Origin of the sequence: [Phormidium] sp. LEGE 05292 (assembly GCF_015207735.1) — a bacterium.
Taxonomy (GTDB): domain Bacteria; phylum Cyanobacteriota; class Cyanobacteriia; order Cyanobacteriales; family Aerosakkonemataceae; genus Floridanema.
In genome coordinates, this window is sequence record NZ_JADEWG010000086.1 from 1 (window position 1) to 20,619 (window position 20,619).

General features: G+C 42.2%; 18 protein-coding genes. 4 read left to right on the forward strand and 14 right to left on the reverse strand.

From position 1 onward, the window contains the following. Nucleotides 1-19: 19 nt before the first annotated feature. The 3 genes from IQ264_RS21130 to IQ264_RS21140 are packed head-to-tail and all read right to left on the reverse strand — an operon-like array spanning nucleotide 20 to nucleotide 3,875. Entirely contained in the window at nucleotides 20-2,137 is a 2,118-nt protein-coding gene (locus IQ264_RS21130) for a xanthine dehydrogenase family protein molybdopterin-binding subunit (RefSeq protein ID WP_193982778.1), read from the reverse strand. After that, nucleotides 2,134-3,129, reverse strand: a complete 996-nt coding sequence (locus tag IQ264_RS21135) for an FAD binding domain-containing protein (RefSeq protein WP_193982779.1) — start codon at nucleotides 3,127-3,129, stop codon at nucleotides 2,134-2,136. Before IQ264_RS21135 ends, IQ264_RS21130 begins: the two co-directional genes overlap by 4 nt. Continuing rightward, nucleotides 3,126-3,875, reverse strand: coding sequence for a (2Fe-2S)-binding protein (locus IQ264_RS21140; protein WP_193982780.1), 750 nt, complete (start codon nucleotides 3,873-3,875; stop codon nucleotides 3,126-3,128). Before IQ264_RS21140 ends, IQ264_RS21135 begins: the two co-directional genes overlap by 4 nt. A 221-nt stretch (nucleotides 3,876-4,096) precedes the next feature. Between IQ264_RS21140 and IQ264_RS21145 the strand changes: the two genes are divergently transcribed. From IQ264_RS21145 to IQ264_RS21155, 3 genes are all read left to right on the forward strand, one after another. Further along, nucleotides 4,097-4,972, forward strand: coding sequence for an isocitrate lyase/PEP mutase family protein (locus tag IQ264_RS21145; protein ID WP_193982781.1), 876 nt, complete (start codon nucleotides 4,097-4,099; stop codon nucleotides 4,970-4,972). Nucleotides 4,973-5,206: 234 nt separating this feature from the next. Beyond that, entirely contained in the window at nucleotides 5,207-6,373 is a 1,167-nt protein-coding gene (locus IQ264_RS21150) for an AbrB family transcriptional regulator (protein ID WP_193982782.1), read from the forward strand. Beyond that, nucleotides 6,348-7,157, forward strand: coding sequence for a DUF1838 domain-containing protein (locus IQ264_RS21155; RefSeq protein ID WP_193982783.1), 810 nt, complete (start codon nucleotides 6,348-6,350; stop codon nucleotides 7,155-7,157). The genes IQ264_RS21150 and IQ264_RS21155 overlap by 26 nt, the downstream gene beginning before the upstream one ends. Nucleotides 7,158-7,164: 7 nt before the next feature. Here the strand turns inward: IQ264_RS21155 and IQ264_RS21160 are convergent, their stop codons facing one another. The 4 genes from IQ264_RS21160 to IQ264_RS21175 form a co-directional block, all read right to left on the reverse strand. Then, nucleotides 7,165-8,445, reverse strand: coding sequence for a glycosyltransferase (locus IQ264_RS21160; protein WP_193982784.1), 1,281 nt, complete (start codon nucleotides 8,443-8,445; stop codon nucleotides 7,165-7,167). A gap of 426 nt (nucleotides 8,446-8,871) precedes the next feature. Next, nucleotides 8,872-9,198 (reverse strand): NirD/YgiW/YdeI family stress tolerance protein, encoded by a 327-nt coding sequence (locus IQ264_RS21165; protein WP_193982785.1) that lies wholly within the window; start codon nucleotides 9,196-9,198, stop codon nucleotides 8,872-8,874. Between the two features lie 129 nt (nucleotides 9,199-9,327). After that, entirely contained in the window at nucleotides 9,328-10,596 is a 1,269-nt protein-coding gene (locus tag IQ264_RS21170) for a sensor histidine kinase (protein WP_193982786.1), read from the reverse strand. Further along, on the reverse strand, nucleotides 10,596-11,282 hold the full coding sequence (locus IQ264_RS21175) for a response regulator transcription factor (RefSeq protein ID WP_193982787.1): 687 nt from the start codon (nucleotides 11,280-11,282) through the stop codon (nucleotides 10,596-10,598). Before IQ264_RS21175 ends, IQ264_RS21170 begins: the two co-directional genes overlap by 1 nt. 57 nt (nucleotides 11,283-11,339) lie before the next feature. On the opposite strand from IQ264_RS21175, the gene IQ264_RS21180 reads away from it, so the two are divergent. Then, entirely contained in the window at nucleotides 11,340-11,732 is a 393-nt protein-coding gene (locus IQ264_RS21180; protein WP_193982788.1) for a hypothetical protein, read from the forward strand. 47 nt (nucleotides 11,733-11,779) lie between these two features. Here IQ264_RS21180 and IQ264_RS21185 read toward each other — a convergent pair whose 3' ends face one another. The 7 genes from IQ264_RS21185 to IQ264_RS21215 form a co-directional block, all read right to left on the reverse strand. Next, on the reverse strand, nucleotides 11,780-12,331 hold the full coding sequence (locus IQ264_RS21185; RefSeq protein WP_193982789.1) for a hypothetical protein: 552 nt from the start codon (nucleotides 12,329-12,331) through the stop codon (nucleotides 11,780-11,782). A gap of 138 nt (nucleotides 12,332-12,469) precedes the next feature. Continuing rightward, nucleotides 12,470-13,564, reverse strand: a complete 1,095-nt coding sequence (locus IQ264_RS33100) for a sensor histidine kinase (RefSeq protein ID WP_228061698.1) — start codon at nucleotides 13,562-13,564, stop codon at nucleotides 12,470-12,472. 78 nt (nucleotides 13,565-13,642) lie between these two features. Beyond that, the gene (locus tag IQ264_RS21195) at nucleotides 13,643-14,665 is read right to left on the reverse strand and encodes a VOC family protein (protein WP_193982790.1); all 1,023 of its coding nucleotides are present in this window, start codon (nucleotides 14,663-14,665) and stop codon (nucleotides 13,643-13,645) included. A gap of 245 nt (nucleotides 14,666-14,910) precedes the next feature. Continuing rightward, complete coding sequence (locus IQ264_RS21200) at nucleotides 14,911-15,237, reverse strand: hypothetical protein (RefSeq protein WP_193982791.1); 327 nt, start codon at nucleotides 15,235-15,237, stop codon at nucleotides 14,911-14,913. Between the two features lie 332 nt (nucleotides 15,238-15,569). Beyond that, nucleotides 15,570-17,159, reverse strand: a complete 1,590-nt coding sequence (locus IQ264_RS21205; protein WP_193982792.1) for a GMC oxidoreductase — start codon at nucleotides 17,157-17,159, stop codon at nucleotides 15,570-15,572. Between the two features lie 199 nt (nucleotides 17,160-17,358). Further along, nucleotides 17,359-19,503, reverse strand: coding sequence for an amylo-alpha-1,6-glucosidase (locus IQ264_RS21210; protein WP_193982793.1), 2,145 nt, complete (start codon nucleotides 19,501-19,503; stop codon nucleotides 17,359-17,361). 273 nt (nucleotides 19,504-19,776) lie between these two features. After that, nucleotides 19,777-20,589, reverse strand: coding sequence for an SDR family oxidoreductase (locus IQ264_RS21215; RefSeq protein WP_193982794.1), 813 nt, complete (start codon nucleotides 20,587-20,589; stop codon nucleotides 19,777-19,779). Between the last annotated feature and the right edge of the window lie 30 nt (nucleotides 20,590-20,619).

Consider the following 20,619-nt stretch of genomic DNA (forward strand, 5'->3'; position numbering starts at 1 on the left):
CCCCATCCCCCCATCCCCCCTACGCCATCAACTTATCAGGAGCGATCGGTAAATTGCGGAACCGTTTGCCTGTTGCGTGGTAAACCGCATTAGCAACCGCAGCAGCAACCCCGGTAATGCCAATTTCACCACCCCCGCGAGCGCCCAAGGGATTAAACGTTAGATCCGGTTTACCCACAAACGTTACATCAATGCGGGGAATATCAGCGTGGCTGGGATAATGGTAAGTTGCCAAGTCATAGACCACAGGTTGTCCTGTGTTGGGGTCAAACACGCACTCTTCCATTAGTGCTTCCCCAATGCCCATGATTACGCCGCCCCGAATCTGGCTAGCAGCAGCTTTGGCATTCATTACCTGCCCGATGTCCATCACCGATACCCAGCGCGTTACCCGCAATCTTCCTATTTCTTCATCGATCGACACTTCACAAAAATGAGCCCCCCAGGATTGAAACGCCCAGTTTTTGCCCTCTTCACTGGGCGCAGACGAGCCTGTAGCTTCCACTGCGGCTCGTCCAGAACTTTGTAATTCTTTGATCGCCTCTTTTGTATTGGTAAACTTCCCGGACTTGAGCAAGTTCTGACAAGCTTGTTGCACAGCAGGAGCGAGGGAAGCCGTCATTTGCGAACCCCCAGCTAAGCCGCCATCGGGGAAGAGGGAATCGCCGATTTCCACGCTCACTTTATCTACCGATACTCCCAAAGTTTCCGCCGTCATAATTGCGATCAGGGTATAGGTTCCAGTACCCATGTCATTGGCGGATGTCAATACATTTACTCGACCATCGGGCAACAGCCGTACCTTGACTGTGGCGTTTCCCCGCAAAGCTGGATAGGTAGCCGCTGCCATTCCCCACCCAATCAATTTACCATCGCGGGTGAGGGTGCGAGGTTGGCGAGGACGATTCTGCCAGCCGAAACGTTTGGCTCCTTCTTTGAGGCAGTCGGCAAAATGCTTGCTGGAAAAGGGGAGGTTTTTCCGCAAGTGGGTTGTGGTTTCGTTTTTAAGCCGCAGTTCCACCGGATCGAGGTTGAGTTTCCATGCCAGTTCATCCATTGCCGATTCCATCGCCCACATTCCAGGGGTTTCGCCCGGTGCCCGCATGAATGTCGGAGTGCCCACGTTTAATGTGGCAACAGTCTGGTTTACCTGCATATTGGGCGCGGCGTACATGACTGGGGTGATATTGGTGCAGGGTTCAGGGAACATATCGACCGGGGAAGTGACGGATTTGGCGGTGTGGACGATCGCATCCAACTTTCCATCTTTCGTCGCTGTCAACTTTACTGTTTGTTCCGTTTCCGATCGATGTCCGGTGTTAGCAGTCATCTGCCGTCGGCTCACCACTACCTTCAGGGGACGCTGTATCTGACGCGCAACAGCGGCACACAATATACTGTGAGGCCAGGGGTATACCTTAGAACCAAATGCACCACCGATGTAGGGAGTAACAATTCGCACCTTTTCTGAGGGAATACCAAACAGTTCGGCGTAGGTACGCTGGATTCCCGCCACCCACTGAGATGGTTCGTAAATCGTTAGTGCATCTTCCTGCCAGTGGGCAATGATGGCATGGGGTTCCATCGGCACATGAAGTTCGGTGGAAGTGGTGTAAGTTGCTTCTATAGTCGCTGGTTCTGTTACCCCTGTTCCGCTAGAAAACTCCCCTTTGCGAAATGCCATTTCTTCACCAAACATACTGTTCGCAGCTTTGTAGGTGGCTTTGGCAGAATTGACCAATGGTGTTTCTATGTCGTACTCTACTTGCAGCAGTTGGGCTGCATCTCGCGCCCGTTCAAAGGTATCGGCTACTACCAACCCAATAATCTGTCCGCCATAATGTACCTGTTCGTCGGATAGGGGTAGGCGAGCTTCGTAGATTTTGCTGGTGATGAAGTTATTGGTGGGTTTGAATACTTTGGGGGCGTTTTTGTGGGTAATGACGGCAATTACTCCGGGTGCTTTTTGGGCGGCTTCGGTGGAGATCGATCGAATCCGTCCTTTGGCGATCGCAGATGTCACCAAATACCCATACACTAACCCTGGAATCTGTTGTTCTCCAGTATAGGTGGCTTTTCCAGTCACCTTAGCCAGTCCATCTGTACGACTAACCGCAGTCCCGATCACCTTGTTCATGCTACACCTCCTCCCTGTGCTGAAATGGTAAGCGCCCGTTTGATTGCCCGTTTTGCCATGTTTACTTTGAAACCGTTATGATCTAGGGGTTTCGCTCCTTGCAATGCTATCTCTGCGGCTTGTTGGAATGTCTCAACTGTAGCGGGTTTGCCTTTGAGGAAAGTTTCTGCTTCGATCGAGCGCCAAGGTTTATGGGCGACTCCACCCAACGCCAAACGAGCATCCCGGATGCTTTCTCCAGATAGGTCGATCGCAGCTGCCACCGAAATCAAGGCAAAGGAATAGGAAGCTCGATCGCGCAACTTAAGATAAATTCCCGTTTTCGCAAAGGACACAGGTGGCAGAATCACAGCCGTAATCAGATCTCCAGGTTCCAAATTAGTATCCCGCTCAGGCGCATCACCCGGTAAACGATGAAAGTCATTAAACGGAATCTGTCGCCGTCCTTTGGTGCTTTCCACTTCTACAACTGCATCCAACGCTGCCAATGCAACGCACATATCGGAGGGATGAACGGCAATGCAACTATCGCTAGCTCCTAAAATCGCGTGCATCCGGTTGATTCCTGGGATTGCGGGACAACCACTTCCTGGTTGTCTTTTATTACAAGCAAACACGGGGTCGTAGTAGTAAGGACAACGAGTGCGTTGCAACAAATTACCACCGACGGTTGCCATGTTGCGAATTTGCTGGGAGGCTCCCGATAGAATGGCGCGAGACAATAGGGGATAATCACGGCGAATCTGGGGATGATCGGCAACAGCTGTATTGGTTGCTAGTGCGCCGATACGAATGCCTCCCTCTTTTGTCGCTTCGATTTGCTTAAGATCTAAACGAGAGACATCAATCAGTCGATCGGGTCGATCGAGAAATACTTTTAGGCGATCGACCAGATTAGTCCCCCCGGCAATAAATTGGGCATTTTGCGTAGTTTGCGACTGCTGCACCGCATCTTCAGTCGAGGTAGCCCGAACATAAGCAAAATTCTTCATCCTGCTACCTCCTCAACCAGCATTGTAGCCGCAGGAGAAGGAGGAGTTTGTCCTGCTGCTTGTTGTACAGATGCCACAATACCGTTGTAAGCACTACAGCGACAGAGATTACCACTCAGTCGTTCTTTGATCTCCGCTTCCGAAAGCGTTGCCAGTTGGGGTGGACGAGTTAGATCGGCTGTCACCGCACTGGCACAACCCCGGTTAACTTCATTTAATAAGGCAACCGACGCACAGATTTGCCCTGGTGTACAATATCCGCACTGGAAACCATCATTTTCAATAAATGCTGCTTGAACGGGATGCAGTTGTTCGCCTTTGGCTAAACCTTCAATAGTGGTAATCGATCGACCTTCCTGCATAATGGCAAGGGAAAGACAGGAATAAACGCGATCGCCATCTACCAGCACCGTACAGGCACCACATTGCCCATGATCGCAACCTTTTTTCGTGCCTGTCAATCCCAACCTTTCCCGTAATACATCTAATAATGTGACACGCGGTTCAATCCGAACCGTTTGAGTTTGTCCATTAATGGTAAGTGTGACTGGCGTTTCTCCTTGAATGGGAGAATTGCGTTCGGTTTTACCGTCCCGGAGGGAATTGCTTGACATTTGTTGAGCCTCAGCAACATTAACATTATCAAGTACTTTAGGCGCTACGATCGCTGTCCCCGCAGCTGTGAGAGCTTGTCCCAGGAACCAGCGCCGAGAAGTTCCCAGAGGTTTTTTCTTGTCCGATGGCATGGTTGCTGTCTCCGAAGTTGGAATGAACTTGAGAAGACTGTGTTCGAGCTTTAAATTAAGACAAATCAACCATACCGTAGCTCAATCGATGAAGGATAGTAACTTTTAGGCAGAGATTTAAGTTAGCGATCGTTCCACTAATCCACGTCGGACAATTTCATCAGACGAACGCGCCCCTACAAATAAGTCATCATAAATCTATCTCTCACAAAATTACTTCTATGTCTGCTGGACAAAAATTGCGTCAATTAATTGAACGTCCCGAAATTATCGTTATCCCTGGAGTTTATGATTGTTTAGGTGCCAAAATCGTCGAACAATTAGGTTTTGAAGTTGCCGCTACCAGCGGTTTTGGGATTGCTGCTTCCACTCTTGGTTTACCAGATTACGGTTTTCTCACGGCAACGGAAATGTTATACAGTGTAGGCAGAATCGCCCAATCAATAACTATTCCTTTAATTGCGGATATGGACACTGGTTATGGTAATGTTTTAAATGTAATGCGAATAGTTAAAGATGCAACACAATTGGGTTTAGCTGGCATCATTTTGGAAGACCAAGAATGGCCGAAAAAATGCGGTCATTTTGAAGGGAAAAGAGTCATTTCAATGGCGGAACACGCCGGAAAAATTCGCGCCGCCCTGAAAGCACGAGGAGACAGCAGTTTAGTAATTATCGCCCGAACTGATGCGCGTGGGCCATTGGGTTTAGATGAAGCTTTTCGCCGGGGAAAGGCTTATATTGAGGCTGGCGCAGATGTGTTATTTGTGGAAGCGCCGCAGTCGGTGGAGGAACTCAGAGCGATCGCAAAAACCTTCCCCAATGTCCCATTAGTTGCTAACATCGTCGAAGGTGGAAAAACCCCGGAAATTTCTGCTCCAGAATTACAAGAAATCGGTTTCAAAATAGCCTTTTTCCCCGTCACCGGACTTTTAGCTACAACTCAGGTAATGACTGCTTGTTTCCGTCAATTGAAAGAACATGGAACCACAGCTGATTTTAATCAATTAGTAAATTTCAAAGATTTCCAAGAATTCATCGGTATTCCCAAATATCGCCAAATAGAACAAGAATTTATGCGAGCGGAAGAAGCTTAATTTAAGTATTAATGCTATTATTAAAGCAAAAGAATCACAATTTAACTAAAAATGGCTACCAGTACATATTTAGTCAAACTTGCTTTATTAACAGCAACTCAAATCAAAACTTTATCGCCAAAATCAATTCTTTGATCGCTCTCGTTCCCTGGTTGAACCTGGGAACGAAAACCAGAGACTCTGCCTCTTGGTGTAATATCTGCAATTAACTTAGGAGATAGGAAAAACTTAACTGTGAACAATAGAATAGCAAAAAACTCGTTAGTAACTCTGGGTGTAGAACTACTTCTTTCTTTACCTTTAGGTTTCGCTTTTGGTAAAATTTTCCCGATCGGAGGAATTGCTTGGATATTTGGCGGTATTGCGGCTGGTGCCTTAACAATTTATACTTCGCGCTTCACTAAATGGGAGATTAAACCACATCCAATAGCCAGAAAAATCGGACAAGCATTAGTTGGAACTACGATCGGCTTTTCCATAACTAACGGCAACCTCGAAGCAGTTTACTCGGAATTACCAACCTTCTTATTTTTAACGCTGTTTATTATGATAACTGGCGTATTTACTGGCTGGTTTTTCTCCAAAGTTAGCCGCACAAACATCTTCACAGCCATGTTAGCTACTACTCCTGGTGGTGTAGGAATTATGTCCAGCTTTGCTGCCGAATATAATAAAGATGTTTCCCTCGTTTCCCTAGTTCAAGTAATCAGAGTTACCAGCGTTGTCATTATTATACCAATCTTAGCCCGGTCATTAGCAAATAGTAATGGTACTTCTGTAAGCAGCTTCATCAAAAATTTGTTTCCTACAGATACTTTATCCTTACTCTTGCTAATTATTCTCTTAATTTGCACCTTTTTGGTAGTACAACTAGCGAAAAAATGGCAAATTCCCACTCCTTTTTTCTTTGGTGCATTATTGGTAGGTATAAGTTTTAGCTATTGCTTAAATCTTGTACCATTTCTGGATGAAATTAACTTTACTCCCCCTTATCTCGTTAACTTAATCGGTCAAGCATTACTAGGAATTAGCATTGGTGAATCTTGGGGAAACAATCCGAAAATTAAGAAAAGAACCATATTTTATGCTTTAATTCCTGTAAGCTTAACTATTGTAGCCGGATTTATTGCAGCTGGGTTTGCCACGCTATTAACTCCTTGGGATTGGCTAACTTGTATGTTAGTCACCGCACCCGGAGGCGCAGCAGAAATGATCTTAGTCGCCCTCTCTTTAAATCATAATGTGGAAGTAGTTACAGCAGGGCATTTAATTCGATTAATTGCTTTAAATGCTTCTCTACCTTTGTGGCTATTGTTCTTTCGTTATCTTGAAGAAAGAGTGGCAACAAACAATTATTTATTGAGAGGATTAACAGATGATCGATCGAGTGAAAGAATTTGACACTAAAGAATGGGTAAAAGTGCGTTCTTCCCTGGATGGAAACCAAACTTTTCTCACTTGGACGGGTTCGATTTACTCTTTTGTTCCTGGTGAAAAAAAGAAACGCCTGTTTAATATTGTCGGAATGAGTGTTAGTAGATGTATCGCCAATGATGACGAAACATGGGATTTTACCTCACGGGAATTAACTTATTATCTTGACCCCCAAACAGACGAAATCTTGCATAAATGGGAAAACCCTTGGACAGGGGAAACTGTGACTGTAGTTCATGTAGCTAATAGTCCAGTAGAAGGACATTTTAAAGGCAAGTTTCCCGGACAAGTAAACGGTGAAATTACCACTTTTGTCTTTGATTTATTTCCTACTTATCCCAATTCTTTAGCCAAAGATGAAAGTTTTAGTGATTATAGTCCCCAAGAAACTTATCAAGCTGCGGAATTATTTAAACTGACAGTTCCGACTAAAGATTTAGAAAATCCAGATACAGTTACGGTTTCGGAAATGTTTATTTCTTGGGATAGAATCGGCCCTTGGCTACCTTGGATGAAAATGGGAAATAGAGTAGGTAATTTAATTTACAGTGCTTGTGGTTTGAAGGTGAAAGAATTTACTGATTTACCTCAATTATTGCAAGATGAAATTAACACGCGGGTGCCTTTATATAAAAATGCACCGAAATCTCCTTTAGATGATGATATGACTTCTTGGACATATTTTAAAAAGCATTTTGAGGCTTATTTAGCTGGGGAGAGATTTCCCATCCCGGAAGCGGAAGAATCATAATCAAATTTTAAAATATAAAATCGAATGATTGCCATACTGATAAGAGATCTTCTGCTAGAAGCCATACTGATAGGAGGTCTTCTGCTAGAACAGTTTCCCAAGAGGGAGATTGTTTTAAGCTTTGTTGATAAGTTGCTTGTCGCATGGTAAACAATTTTTCGCGATCGTTAATTAAAGAAGCGATCGCCTTTGCCCAAGCTTCCGCTGTATCCTGATTAATAACTAAACCATCCTCACCAGATTGATTAATCAGTTGTGCTGTACCGCCTTGAGAGGAAACTAAAACCGGAAGTCCCGATGCCTTTGCTTCCATCACCGCATTGCTGTAAATCTCTGTTTGTGAAGGAAACACAAATAAGTCTGCACTAGCATATAACCAAGCGAGAGTTGATTGAGGTAAAACGCCCGGAAGAGTGACAGATGAACCGAGTAAATCTTGAATTTCTTTAGCATTGTTTCCTTCTCCAGCCATTAACGCATGAACCGGATAATTTAAGTCTAGTAAAATTTTCACAGCTTGGGCAAATGTTTGCACATTTTTACAAGTATCTAACCACCCAACAAATAAGAGAATAAATTTTTCCTGTGGTATTTTATAAAGATGTTGTAGCTTGGTGCGATCGCGTTTTCCCGGATTAAACAACTGACGATTAACACCTCGCCGCAAATAGGAAAGCCGCTGTTTTGGCAAAATTTCTGCTACTTTTTCGTAGTCAGAAGGTTGCGAAACTAAAACATAATCGCACTGAGTTAAATAACGTTGTAACTTCCGCATTGTAAAACATTTAGTTATTTCATCTACGTGGAATTTTTCTAACAAAGTGCGACTTAACCATCCATTACCAAACATCCGACGCACAACATCAGCTGTATAAATTTGGCTATAGTTGGGAACATCAGTATGCAGAGAAGCTATCAAAAACTTCCCTGAATCTTGGGCGAAAATTCGGGCGGTTTGACTTAAAGTAAATAGAGGATGGGTAACGTGCAAAATATCATGTTTTTGCAGATGAGAAAACAACCGAGGATTTATTGGTGCCAGATCGGTATGTTCTGTCATCCGATCGAAAAATGTCAAACATTGAGTTCCAAAAATTGGCGAGTGAATGCTATAGCGAACATTATCAGCAAGAGGAATAACTTGGTTTTTTGCACCCAGAAAATAGAGGGTTAGATCCAGTTTATTATTAAATGAAATTGCTGCTTCAGCAAATCTTTCCCAACATTTTACATGACCTCCAGCTTCCGATCGCCACCAGAGATCTATCAACACACCAACAGATAACATTCTCACCTCAAAATTTTCAACCTCGTTTCTTGGATAATATCAATTACCTAAAAGTCTGCTACGTTTGACCCCCCTAACCCCCCTTACAAAGGGCAGGGCTAATTCATGGTCATCAAATAAAATTAACCGGATGGGGGGACAAGGGGACAAGGAGACAAGGGGACAAGGGGAAAGATGATTTTTCCGTTGTTTGCATTATCTCTCCTTCACAAATCAATTTCTCCGTTGAAAATGAATTAGCCCTGCTTACAAAGGGGGGAAAAAACTGAATTTTAAGTCCCCCTTATTAAGGGGGGAAAAAACTGAATTTTAAGTCCCCCTTATTAAGGGGGATTTAGGGGGTTCTCCGATTTGTTGCATTCTTTTTGATCTTTGATATAGTTGCAGATTTCCTCACCGTGTTATTGTTAGTAATACTTCCGAAAATCAATCATCAAAAACATAAATGATTTGACCATTGGCACGAGTAATACTAATTGCATTAAACTCATCATCATCGGCTCTTCCCCTAACGGTTACGGTTTCACCGTTTTTGAGATTTGCTGTTCGCAAAGTACTTTTTTCTGCATCTACTAAAAGTTGACCTGTACCATCGTCAATGATAAATTCATCATCTCCGAGTTGGACAATTTTTCCGGTGATAGTTGTGCTGTTGGCGTTCTGTAAATCCCGAATTTTGCTTTGGGCGATCGCGATCGACCCCACTGCTAAAACCGCTGTTAAAGCAAGTATTCCTAGAACAATTTTTTTCATAAAAACCTCCCATCTATTTATTAAGAAGACAGAGGAACAGGGGAGATAAAAATTTATTCTCACCATTTCACCTTCTTTTTGTCCTCTGCCTTATTTAATAGATTGGCAGGTAAAAGTAACAAGAAGGTTTCAACGAGAAATTGGCAACCGAATTTCAAAAGTTGAACCTTTGCCTAAAGTGCTTTTGACAGAGATTTGTCCATTGTGTGCGGTGATAATTTGACTAGTAATTGCTAAACCTAGCCCAAATCCTCCGGTTTGGGATGTTCGCACTTTGTCTACTCGATAAAAGCGATCGAAAATTCTCGGCAAATCTTCTTCCCCAATACCAATACCTGTATCTTTAACTTGAATTAATACCCATCGAGGTTGAGAAATGATTGAAAGTTCAATTTTTCCCCCTGACAAAGTGTAACGACAAGCATTACTCAAAAGGTTAATTATTGCTTGGCGGATTAAGTCGGGTTCTACTTTGACAATTAAAGGGCGATCGGGTAAATTACTGCTAAAAGCTAAATTTTTGGTGGCTGTTTGTTGATGATATTCCTCTAAAAATGTTTGCAACAAAGTCACCAAATCTGTATAACGAAGTGCTTCTGGTGGCAGTTTTCCTTCATTTCGGGCGAGAAACAACAAATGTCCAATTAATACACCCATTGACTCGGCAACTTTTGAAATTGTTTGCAGTCGAAAACTTTGTTCTTCGGGATCGATCGGTTCCATCAATCCTACCTGGGCATTACTCACAATTCCCGCTAAAGGTGCGCGTAATTCGTGAGAAGCATCTGCCGTAAATTGTTGTAATTGTTGATAGGATTGTCGGATTGGTTGCATTGCTGCACCGCCTAAAAACCAACCAATTAAAGCAATAGTTATTAACATACAAGGAACAACAATAACTAGAAATAACTGTAACTGTCGCAAAGGTGCTTCAACTGGCGCTAAAGAAGCAGCTATTTGCAAATATCCCAAAAGTTTTCCTTCTCGATAAACTGGCAAAGTCAGCTGGCGTAATCTTCCGGTGTAATTAGCTGTCTCACCCGGAATAGTTTCAAATCCTGATTTATCCTTTAATGTTAGTGGCGGAATTGGGCCAACAAATTGCCATAATTGTTTTTCACGATTGTACCAACGAGCAAATAAAACTTCGCTATCTAATATAATCGCATCTTTGCCTAAAATGGGAACATTTTCTAAGTCAATTTGCTGTTGATTCTGATACACTATTTCTTCAACATTTGCTGCCATAATTTGACTGATGTTGAATAGTGTGCGATCGAAAAATTGCAAGCGATCGCGAGCTTCTCGCAAATAAAAAAGCCCAACAAACACCAAAAAAACGCTACCCATTGATAGGGTAAACCAACGTGCTAAATTTTGCCGACTGCGAGAAAACATTAAACTAAAAGTGAATCAGGAGATGCTAAACGATAACCCATGCCGTAAACTGTTTGTAACCAATCTTCGGCATCAACTGCTTGTAATCTTTGACGAAGACGATGCACTAAAATAGTAACAGCTTTACTTTCCGGTTCCATATTCCATTCCCACAAAGCTTGTTCAATCCGATCGCGAGTCAAAATTTGCCGGGGATGGCGCATCAAATATTCCATTAGTTGAAATTCTCTAGTTGAAAGTTGAATTGTTTTCTCTTGTCGTTTAACTATTAGTAAGCTGGGATGCAATTCTAAATCTGCTAATTGCAAAATATCACCTTGCCAAAGTGGAGAACGCCTCGCCAACGCCCTTACTCTTGCTAATAATTCTGTCACATTTACAGGCTTCACCAAATAATCATCTGCACCTGCATCTAATCCTGTTACTTTATCCAAAATTGCATCTTTAGCCGTGAGAAATAAAACAGGAGCAGTTTTACCAGCTTGGCGATATTGTTGACATAAATGAACGCCACTAACTTTTGGTAACATCCAATCTAAAATCAATAAATCATATTCTCTTTCCCTAAGCAACCAACTAGCAGTTTCGCCATCACTGACAGCATCAACAATGTGCCCCACTTTAGTCATAGCCGCAGAAAGTGCTTCTAACTGGATTAAATCATCTTCTACAAAGAGAATTTTCATCAGTCAACAACTTAGTTTAAAATACAGTGATGGTTTTAGTAATAAATTTTACCATCTATGAAATCCCTACGTTGGCTAACTGGTCTGGCTAAATTATGGTTAGAATTTTGGCTACCTTTGTTTTTAATAACGCTGGGAGTTTGGTATGGTACACAATGGCTCAATGGTAATGTGTTGAGTCAAACTTACACCATCAAAGCTGAGTTAGATAGTAAACAAGTACAACAAACAAAGGTAACTTTAGCATTTACAGTTTTAGCGATCGATGCAGAGATCGATCGGCGAAATAAAAATACAGAAGTCACTGTAAAAACAGCAGGTTCATCCCTAATAGAACTAGAGTTTGAATATCCAGTAATCGAATTTGTAGAAGTGGAAAAAGCGATCGCTCAAGAACTTAACTTACCTCTCGACAAAATCCGAAAACTAATCCGATATCGCCTTGATTAAATAAATTAAAATCTTTTTTCTTTCCTTCTGCTTTTTGCCTTTTTAAACTAAAGACATCCTTCGACAAATTCCACTTCTGGAAGCTTACCAGCTCGGTATTGAGTAACGCGAGTTCCATCAGTTTCAAACAACAAGCGATAATTTTTATCTACACTATCTTTGGGAACAAAAGTTAAGTAATGCCCATTTTGGACATATTTATGAGGAGTTACTTGAATTTGTCCCGGATAAAGCGACTTAATTCTAGTTTCAGTATCTCCAATTTTCGCACCTTTTCCAGTAGTAATTCGTTTGTTTTCCCGAATATCAATTCTAGCAATTCGATTATTAATTACCATGAAACTGACACCTTTTGGTTCTCTTTGTGGTTGAAAGTATAAACAACCACCTTCTTCACCGCCACTTCCTATTTGAACTAACTTTGTTCCCGCAGCTTGTGCGGCTTGATTAACAGTCATTCCCACTCGAATTGGGCCAATGCTATTGATAAATACTTGCGATCGATCTGTGAGTTTTGCCTGTGCATTCACCAAATTACCAAGGCAAATAACAACGATTAAACTCATTAAAAGAATCGAACTATTAACTCTGTTAAACATAAACAAAAACCCTTGTAAAATTCACATACAGTGTGAAAAAATAACCATCTGGGGCAAAGCATTTAGGAGAAAATTCCGATTCTCGAAGCAGAATAAATTTATTATATAATTTTTGGAATATAAACGCTAATGCCCTTTTCAAGGAACTTTTGGTAATTTGATGATAAAGCTCGTCCCCTTGACTTGGGTACTTTCAACCTCAATCGTTCCTTGATGTGCTTCAGTAATCCGCTTAGCCAAAAATAATCCTAATCCCCATCCTGTTTGTTCGTTAGCAGAGATAGTTCGACGAAATTGTTGAAATAGAATAGATTGAGCATCTGGATCGATCGGATTTCCCTCGTTATGAACAGTAAGGTTGATGTGTGTTTCAGTTTGCTCGATCGTAAGTGTAATCGGTGTATTAGGAGTACTATACTTCACAGCGTTAATCGCTATATTTTCAATTACCCGCCGCATTTCTTTAGGGCTGCAATAGGTTATAACATGAGAATCCGAAACGATTATAAACCGTTCTCCATAAGTGAATCTCAAATCCTCTACTAACTCTTGGACAAGCCTGTGTAAATCGCATTCCTCAAATTCCAGTTTTAAGCTTTGCCCTGCCCGCAGCCGACTTGCATCAAGTAGATTTTGAATCATCGAATCCATGCGATCGATCGCACCGATCATTCTCGCCGCCACTTCCACATGAGAATCTCCTCGTTCCAGCCGACGCAAAATCAGTTGAGTTCCCAATTTCACAGTATTAATTGAACCTCTAAGATCGTGCGTCAGCGTCACCATAAATAGTTCTTGAATATCTCGTAGCGTCTGGGAAAATTGAGTAGCAGCGTCATTAACTGCTTGCTCGATCGAGTTGATAATGATGTCTCGTTCCCTCATTTCTAAAGGCGCTTCTTCCTCTAAAACCTCAAAAATCACCTGACGCAGGATATGGTACTCAAAGATCAGTTCGCTCATCGAGTAGTCGGCATACCCTGCCCGCTCACGCCCATGTTGCTTGCCAATGCGTTTGCTCTTTATCCGATCGGCTTCTATTCTCGCAGGTGTCCTGTCAATCTCGGTTGAGAGTTCATCTACTAGTTGGTTTAAATACAAAGGAAGCGAATTTTGTAACACAAGGGACTCGTGATGTATTGATGCTTCAACTTCATCACGCGCCCGCTTCTCCCACATCTGCATAATTCTTTTAGCATTCTGCTCCAGGCGCTCAGAAACTTGGTTAGACATCGTTATCTAATTCTCTCCATAAATCAAGGTAAATCAACGTTCTGTAATATGAGTATGTAATGCCGTCAAAAAAAGGATTTACGACGATAACAAAGTCCAAAAATAACCATCTGGCGCAACAAAAGAAAAGCTTTTTTCCCCAAATTCATTGACTTCAATTTCCGAAAATCTTTTCACTTTACTTCCTTTAATTCGTTGAAAATAATCTTCAATATCACTCACTTTGTAAGTGTATAAAGACATTCCTAAAGATCCTGGTTTTGCTTGTTCAAAACAACTATCCAAAGGCATAGATTCAGGAAACCGAATAATATAAAGTCTTCCAGAACGTGCAGCTTGAAAATCAGTTGTAGAAGAACGAGGATCGTCAAAAGCTGTAACTATAAACTTTTCTTCAGGTTGCAAATCAAAAAATTCTCTTCCCGCTTCCGAACTTTCATAACTAGTTTCCACATCATCTCTTACCCGCAGCAAACCCAAAGTTTCTTCATAAAAACGCAGAGTTTCTTTGCTATCATCCTGAACAATGAGTCCTAAATGAGTAATTTGACTAGCTTTGAAAGCTGAATTTTCGTTAATCTTACCGTAATTTGGCAAAGAATAATTGAAACGTTGAAACAAAACTTGTCGAGTTAAAGGTTGCAGTAACAGCATTTCTCTAACTCCGACAGGCGGATCGATAAAAGGGCGAGTTTGTCTATCTTTATTATAGATAATTTCCCAATAAGGAAAAGTATATTTAATTGGTAAACCTGCTTTTACTGCCTCTTCAGCATGATTTAAAATATTCATTACATCAGCAGTTAATGTAGTTGTCCAACGAGTTCCTTTCGCTTTCATTGAAGTTAATTTTAACCCTTCATTTGTCGGGTTCTCCCACTGCATCAAGCGCACTAAACCGTGATCTGCATCTTGGTGAAATAAGCGAAAGGAAAGTAATCCAGAATTAACACCATATAGGTTATATACTTTTTCTGGTGATAATTCTCCGGTTTGTCCGATCTCATAACCAAATTGTCCCCAATATTGAATTAGAGGCATGGCATCCTCTACTCCAATACATACCTCATAAATTCCACCAATTTGGGGAGATGTTTTCATAAATAGCTCCAATCTTTGCTATAGATTTATTGTTATATATTTTACTTGCCGCAGGTTAATAAATCTATAGTATGGACTTACAGGCTGCTCATCAAGAAATTGAACTTCTTTCTCAAGATTCAAATTTCACTTAGAGTCTGCTGAAAAAGTCTTTTGCTGGGGATAGGGGTTAGTTTTTCTATTGTGTTCATGTTTTTATTCGCTCAAACACTGCTTTAAGTCGAGTAATGCAGTAACCTGTTTCTTTAAAGTTTAGATAATGCCTGCAATTCCTCCCAAGAGTAATGGGCAGGTAATTCAATTTCTTTAGTATCTGCACCTAAACCTAAATAAGGGCTAGTTTCTTCAATCATTTCTTCTGTAAACTCTGCGATCGCATTTCCGGCAATGCCACCTGCGATCGCACCTGCCACACCTCCGACAACTGCACCAACTTTACCAGCAATTGAATTACCAATAACATCGCCAGTAACACCACCAATTACAGCCCCGACTCCGGTTCCAATAATGTGAGAATTACTTGATTTATTCGATTCTTCTGATGGTTCCATAGCTTGATTTTGCTCATTCATTGTCATTAACTCCTACTCAATTTATCAAAAATTAGTTGTTATTAGGACTTACGCACTCTGGAGCCGGAAACCTAGATCCGAACTAGCCCCCCTTAATAAGGGGGGAACCTTCTAATACCAAATCCGGGTTAGTTACCCCCTTTATTTTCTTCTTCTTCTTCCTTCGTGTTCTAAAACGCTATCGCGTTTCGCTGCGCTATCGTGTCTTACGTGCTACGCACACGCTACGCGAACGTGGTTCCATAAAAATTCCTAAACCGGGGTAATCAAACCGGATTTGGTATAAGCCCCCTTGGTAAGAGGGTTGGGGGATCTCAGTGTGAAAGTCCTTGTCATATCCTAAATCGTTCTATTAAACGATCGCCTACTCGTAAGGCATTCGCCATAATCGTTAATGTTGGATTCACACCCGAATTTGAGGGAAAGAAACTTCCATCAACTACGTAAAGATTATCGATATCGTGAGTGCGACAGTTTAAATCTAAGACTGAAGTTTTTGGATCTGAACCAAATCGGCAAGTGCCGCACTGATGGGCAACCGCTTGTACAGGTACATGATTTCGGGGATAAATACTAAAGGGAATTACGTGCATTGCTTTGCGTTCAATTGCTTTCAAAACTGATGTCCAACGATGGATTAAACGATCGCCTGCTTCTGTATTATTGGGAGTGTAATTCAAATGAATTTTCCCATTAATAACTTGCACTCGGTTATTTGGATCGGGCAAATCTTCCGTTTGTAACCACCATCCAGTCGATCGCTCTGCTAACAAATGGCGTTCAAACTTAGGAATTAGTTTAACAAAAGGAGCCATCAACGGCGGCGCTTCTGCCGGAAGCATATCTGCTAATACATTTCCCGTATTTTGTACCATTCCCATTGGGTAGGGAAAATCTGGTTCACCCCAATAAAAATCATTGAGAGCGATCGTCTTTTGAAAACTGGCATGATTAACTTCCAAATGTAACGCCACTAACGCCGTCGCTAGATGTTTCATGAAATTTCGTCCCACCTGATCGGAACTATTAGCTAATCCTTTGGGATGCTTATCATTAGCTGAACGTAATAGCAACACCGCAGAATTAATCGCACCACAAGCAACTACAACAATGTCACTTTTAAAGACATGAATTTCTCCATTCACATCTGTTTCAACGCCAATAATTTCCCGCCCAGATTCACTCGTGAGTAATCGCAATACCTTTGCATGAGTTAGCAAGGTGAGATTATCATATTGTTCGCGGGCGGGACGAATCGCGTTTATGTCTGCATCTGCTTTAGCACCGACGAGACAGGGATAACCATCAAAAGTATCGCATCGAATGCAGGGGCTTTTTGTACGGTCGGGTACCGTGCCGTTAGGCGTATCGCTCTCATTCAACTTCAAACCCAACGGCAAATTAAATGGATAATAGCCTAGCTTACGAATATCATCTGCGATCGCTTGCATATCCGGTTCATGGCTAACCGGAGGATAGGGATATTCTCCACTAGCAGGCGGTTCCGTTGGATCGCTGCCTCGTAACCCATGCACATCATAAAGCTTTTCTGCTTGAGTGTAATAAGGTTCAAAGTCTTGATAACTTAGTTCCCAAGCAGGTGAAATTCCCTCTTTATGGATAACCTTGCCAAAATCTCGATCGCGCAACCGAAGTAAAGCTGCACCATAAACTTTAGTATTGCCACCCACCCAGTATCCAGTCTGGGGACGGAAAGCCTTGCCATCATTGCCAATCCAGTGTTCATCGGTGTGATAGCGTTCTTTTTGATAAACTTCCAACGCACTCCAATTAGCCTTTTCTCGCGGGAGAAAATCACCTCGTTCTAACACCAAAATCTTTTTCCCTGTCGGTGCTAATCGATGTGCTAAAGTTCCTCCACCTGCACCTGTGCCAATGATAATCAAATCGTAGTGACTCATAAGTAAAGTTTTGTGTTTTGAGTTTTGAGTTTTGAGCTTTGGAAGGGCGAAGCATTCGGACAAAAAATCTAGGGTTTGAGTACATAAATTGTCGCCCGAATGCTGATGCCTCCGGCACGCTACGCGAACGCCCCTACCCAAAACCCGAGCAGTATTGAGATCTCTCCCCATCTCCCTATCTCCCCATCTCCCCATCTCCCTATCTCCCTATCTCCCCATCTCCTTTCCCATAAACGTTCAACTCACCATCTAACTGCATGACTTTCCATTTGGTTTGTTCACCCTCACGCCAGAAACGCAGTGTTACCTTGGCATCACCAACCCGCAAATTTATCAAATCTAGGTCGGGCAACCAATCGGGTAAAACAGGTTGAACAGTAAGAGATCGCTCAACTGCATTGGCTTCTAGCCCCAACATGGCACGAATCAGCAGAAAAATCGATCCAGCTGCCCAAGCTTGCGGTATGTTTGCATCGGGATAGGGGACTGGAAAACCATTGGGTTGACGTTCAATCCCACCAAATAATTCGGGCATTCGCCCTGCTTCAAAGTAACTAGCAGCGGCAAAAATGCCTTCTGCAATCTGGTTAGCTTCCTGATGATAACCATATCGCTTCAAACCCATTGCGATCGCTGAGTTATCATGAGGCCAAACGCTACCCAATTGATAGCTAATGGGATTATAAGCAGGATTTTGGCTGGACAAAGTACGAATCCCCCAACCACACCAAAGATCGGGCCGAAATAGCCGTTTAACTAAGCGATCGGCACGCTCTTGGGGTACAATACCTGACCAGAGCAAATGTCCGGGATTGGAAGCGATCGATCGAATTTGCTGTTTTTGACTATCTAAACCGAGACAATAAAAGCCTTCTTCTTCCATCCAAAAGCGATCGTTAAATCGTTGATACAAATCGTCTGCTTTTTGCCGCAGAGTTTTTGCCCGTTCCGGTTCTCCCAAAATCTCATAAATTTGAGCAGCATCTTTCCAGGCATTGTAAACGTAACCTTGAACTTCGCAAAGAGCAATTGGCGGATCGACCTGTTTACCATTAGGATAGACGATCGAATCTCCCGAATCTTTCCAGCCTTGATTCCGCAAACCCATTGAAGAACTAGTTTGATACTCAACAAAGCCATCTTGGTCAAAATCGCCATACTTTTCGATCCAAGTTAATGCTTTTTCCAAAGGATCGCGGCATTCATGCAACAAATTTTGATAATTACTCCATTGATAAGCTTCTGCTAAGGTAACGATCCACAGAATTGTCGTGTCGATCGTTCCATAGTAAGGCGTATAAGGTAACTGCTTCAACTGTGTCAACTCATCACGCCGTAGTTCATGCAGCATCTTTCCCGGCTGGGCATCCCGCCAATCATCGACTTCGGTGGCTTGCAGTTGCGCCAGTCGCAACAATGTACCATAAGCAAATTCATGATACACCGCCATTGTCTGCATACTAACAACGACCGAATCTCGTCCAAACACGGCAACAAACCAGGGAATACCAGCCGCAGGCATCCAGAAATCATGCCCATTATCCTCGACTTTGATCCGTAATGCTGCCATATCGATCGAAGCTTGCTGATAATAAGCTGTAATCTCTGCATTAGACGATCGCAGTTTCGTTGCTTGAGACAGAAAATCATTGCTAATCTGCTTTGCTTCCGTCTTATGTTCTACTGCACAAGTATTTTGCGGATAAATTGTTTCATCACCAACGATCGCCGCAAAATTAATACAAGTATGCCAGGTTTCTCCCGGATCGAGTACAACATCAAAAAATAAGCGACCATTCGCATAACGAGGTTGAGAACTAAAGCATTCTGGTTGAGTGATTAGCCCGCGACGAAAAGAACCATTGCGATATTCCGTTGTCAATTTTCCATCTTTCCAGATCGTTTCGGTTTCGCCTCTCGTTAAAATCTGTTGCGATTTCACTTCAAAGATATCCGCAAAATCGGAACGAATCGCCAACATTAGTTGAAATTCGACTCGTTCTGAATGATGATTTGTAATGTCAATATCTTCGTGCATTCCTCCTACAATATCCCGGCGAATTCCAATCATCAATCGACCATCGGGGATTGTGCCATTCACAGTACGAAACTTCGGATTTGTAAACTGGTAAAGGGCGCTGTGATGATTAATCGGACTAGAGGCGAGTAGAAGTAAGCGATCGCGATTAATCGACACTTCATAGTAAGAAAGCAATCTTGTATCCGCCACAAAAAAGCCTTGCGCTACATTGTCATCAATCCAGCCATAAGAATCGGTGACTAAAAATGTAGAACCATCATTAATTGTAATCTGACCTGAATTAACAGAAACTTTAGTTGGCATCGCTTAAACTTTTGAGTTACAAATTTTGAGTTTTAATGCGAGTTATGAGTTATGAACTTTAAGTTTTGAATTAAATAGACATCTCCAGAAATTAAAGGTGCGTTACCTGGAACCGTTGTAGAGACGTTGCATGCAACGTCTCTACATTCTTTTTTGGAGATGTTCAATGCAGAATTTAACTCAAAAATTTCTCCAGGGCGGGTTTTGTTGTTAATTCTTCTGCTATGAACACAGACTTTGCTACTAAACCCGCCCCTACAAACTCAAAACTAACTAACCACCTTTCGCAAAACCTGGATATAGCGTCATACCACCATCAACAAAAAGCGTTGTCCCATTAACATAATCAGAATCATCTGATGCTAACCAAACAACTGCCTTACCAATATCTTCTGGAACGCCAACTCTACCAGAGGGAATGAGTTGTAACAATTTTGCTTCTGCTTCTGGGGTATTCCAAGCAGCAGTATTAATTTGAGTTTTAATTGCCCCAGGTGCAATACTATTAACTCGAATTTTCTGTGGTGCAAGTTCCTGCGCCATACTTTTCATTAACAGATCGATTCCACCTTTACTAGTGGCATAATTAACATGACCTGCCCAAGGAATTACTTGATGCACTGAACTCATACAAATAATTTTACCTGCGGCGCAGGAAATATCCGGTTTCACTCCTCGACGCAAAAATTCTTTAACTGCTTCACGCGCACAGAGAAATTGCCCGGTTAAATTAACACCAATTACCAGATTCCAATGATCTAGAGTCATATCCACAAAAGGGGAATCTTTTTGAAGTCCGGCATTGTTTACTAAAATATCGATCGTGCCAAACTCTCGCAACATTTGAGAAAACATTGCTTGGACTTCATCTTCTTTAGCAACATTGGCACCAATAGCGATCGCTTCTCCACCCTCAGAGATGATATCATGAACAATCTTTTGGGCTTCTTCTTTCTCGGAATGGTAATTAACAATAACAGAAGCACCCGCCTTTGCTAAACACCGTGCAGAAGCTTCGCCAATACCAGAACTTGCCCCCGTAACGAGGGCTTTCTGACCTTTAAGTAAATAAGGAGAATAGCTCATCTTTTTTAGCAGAGTTCTACCTCACTTTAG

Bases quoted from the DNA above. Each gene is read 5' to 3' on its own strand.
- IQ264_RS21200 (WP_193982791.1), bottom strand. From the start codon at position 15,237: ATGAATGAGCAAAATCAAGCTATGGAACCATCAGAAGAATCGAATAAA.
- IQ264_RS21180 (WP_193982788.1), top strand. From the start codon at position 11,340: ATGAAATCCCTACGTTGGCTAACTGGTCTGGCTAAATTATGGTTAGAA.
- IQ264_RS21215 (WP_193982794.1), bottom strand. From the start codon at position 20,589: ATGAGCTATTCTCCTTATTTACTTAAAGGTCAGAAAGCCCTCGTTACG.
- IQ264_RS21155 (WP_193982783.1), top strand. From the start codon at position 6,348: ATGATCGATCGAGTGAAAGAATTTGACACTAAAGAATGGGTAAAAGTG.
- IQ264_RS21185 (WP_193982789.1), bottom strand. From the start codon at position 12,331: ATGTTTAACAGAGTTAATAGTTCGATTCTTTTAATGAGTTTAATCGTT.
- IQ264_RS21170 (WP_193982786.1), bottom strand. From the start codon at position 10,596: ATGTTTTCTCGCAGTCGGCAAAATTTAGCACGTTGGTTTACCCTATCA.
- IQ264_RS33100 (WP_228061698.1), bottom strand. From the start codon at position 13,564: ATGTCTAACCAAGTTTCTGAGCGCCTGGAGCAGAATGCTAAAAGAATT.
- IQ264_RS21175 (WP_193982787.1), bottom strand. From the start codon at position 11,282: ATGAAAATTCTCTTTGTAGAAGATGATTTAATCCAGTTAGAAGCACTT.
- IQ264_RS21160 (WP_193982784.1), bottom strand. From the start codon at position 8,445: ATGTTATCTGTTGGTGTGTTGATAGATCTCTGGTGGCGATCGGAAGCT.
- IQ264_RS21210 (WP_193982793.1), bottom strand. From the start codon at position 19,503: ATGCCAACTAAAGTTTCTGTTAATTCAGGTCAGATTACAATTAATGAT.
- IQ264_RS21140 (WP_193982780.1), bottom strand. From the start codon at position 3,875: ATGCCATCGGACAAGAAAAAACCTCTGGGAACTTCTCGGCGCTGGTTC.
- IQ264_RS21135 (WP_193982779.1), bottom strand. From the start codon at position 3,129: ATGAAGAATTTTGCTTATGTTCGGGCTACCTCGACTGAAGATGCGGTG.
- IQ264_RS21205 (WP_193982792.1), bottom strand. From the start codon at position 17,159: ATGAGTCACTACGATTTGATTATCATTGGCACAGGTGCAGGTGGAGGA.
- IQ264_RS21195 (WP_193982790.1), bottom strand. From the start codon at position 14,665: ATGAAAACATCTCCCCAAATTGGTGGAATTTATGAGGTATGTATTGGA.
- IQ264_RS21145 (WP_193982781.1), top strand. From the start codon at position 4,097: ATGTCTGCTGGACAAAAATTGCGTCAATTAATTGAACGTCCCGAAATT.
- IQ264_RS21130 (WP_193982778.1), bottom strand. From the start codon at position 2,137: ATGAACAAGGTGATCGGGACTGCGGTTAGTCGTACAGATGGACTGGCT.
- IQ264_RS21165 (WP_193982785.1), bottom strand. From the start codon at position 9,198: ATGAAAAAAATTGTTCTAGGAATACTTGCTTTAACAGCGGTTTTAGCA.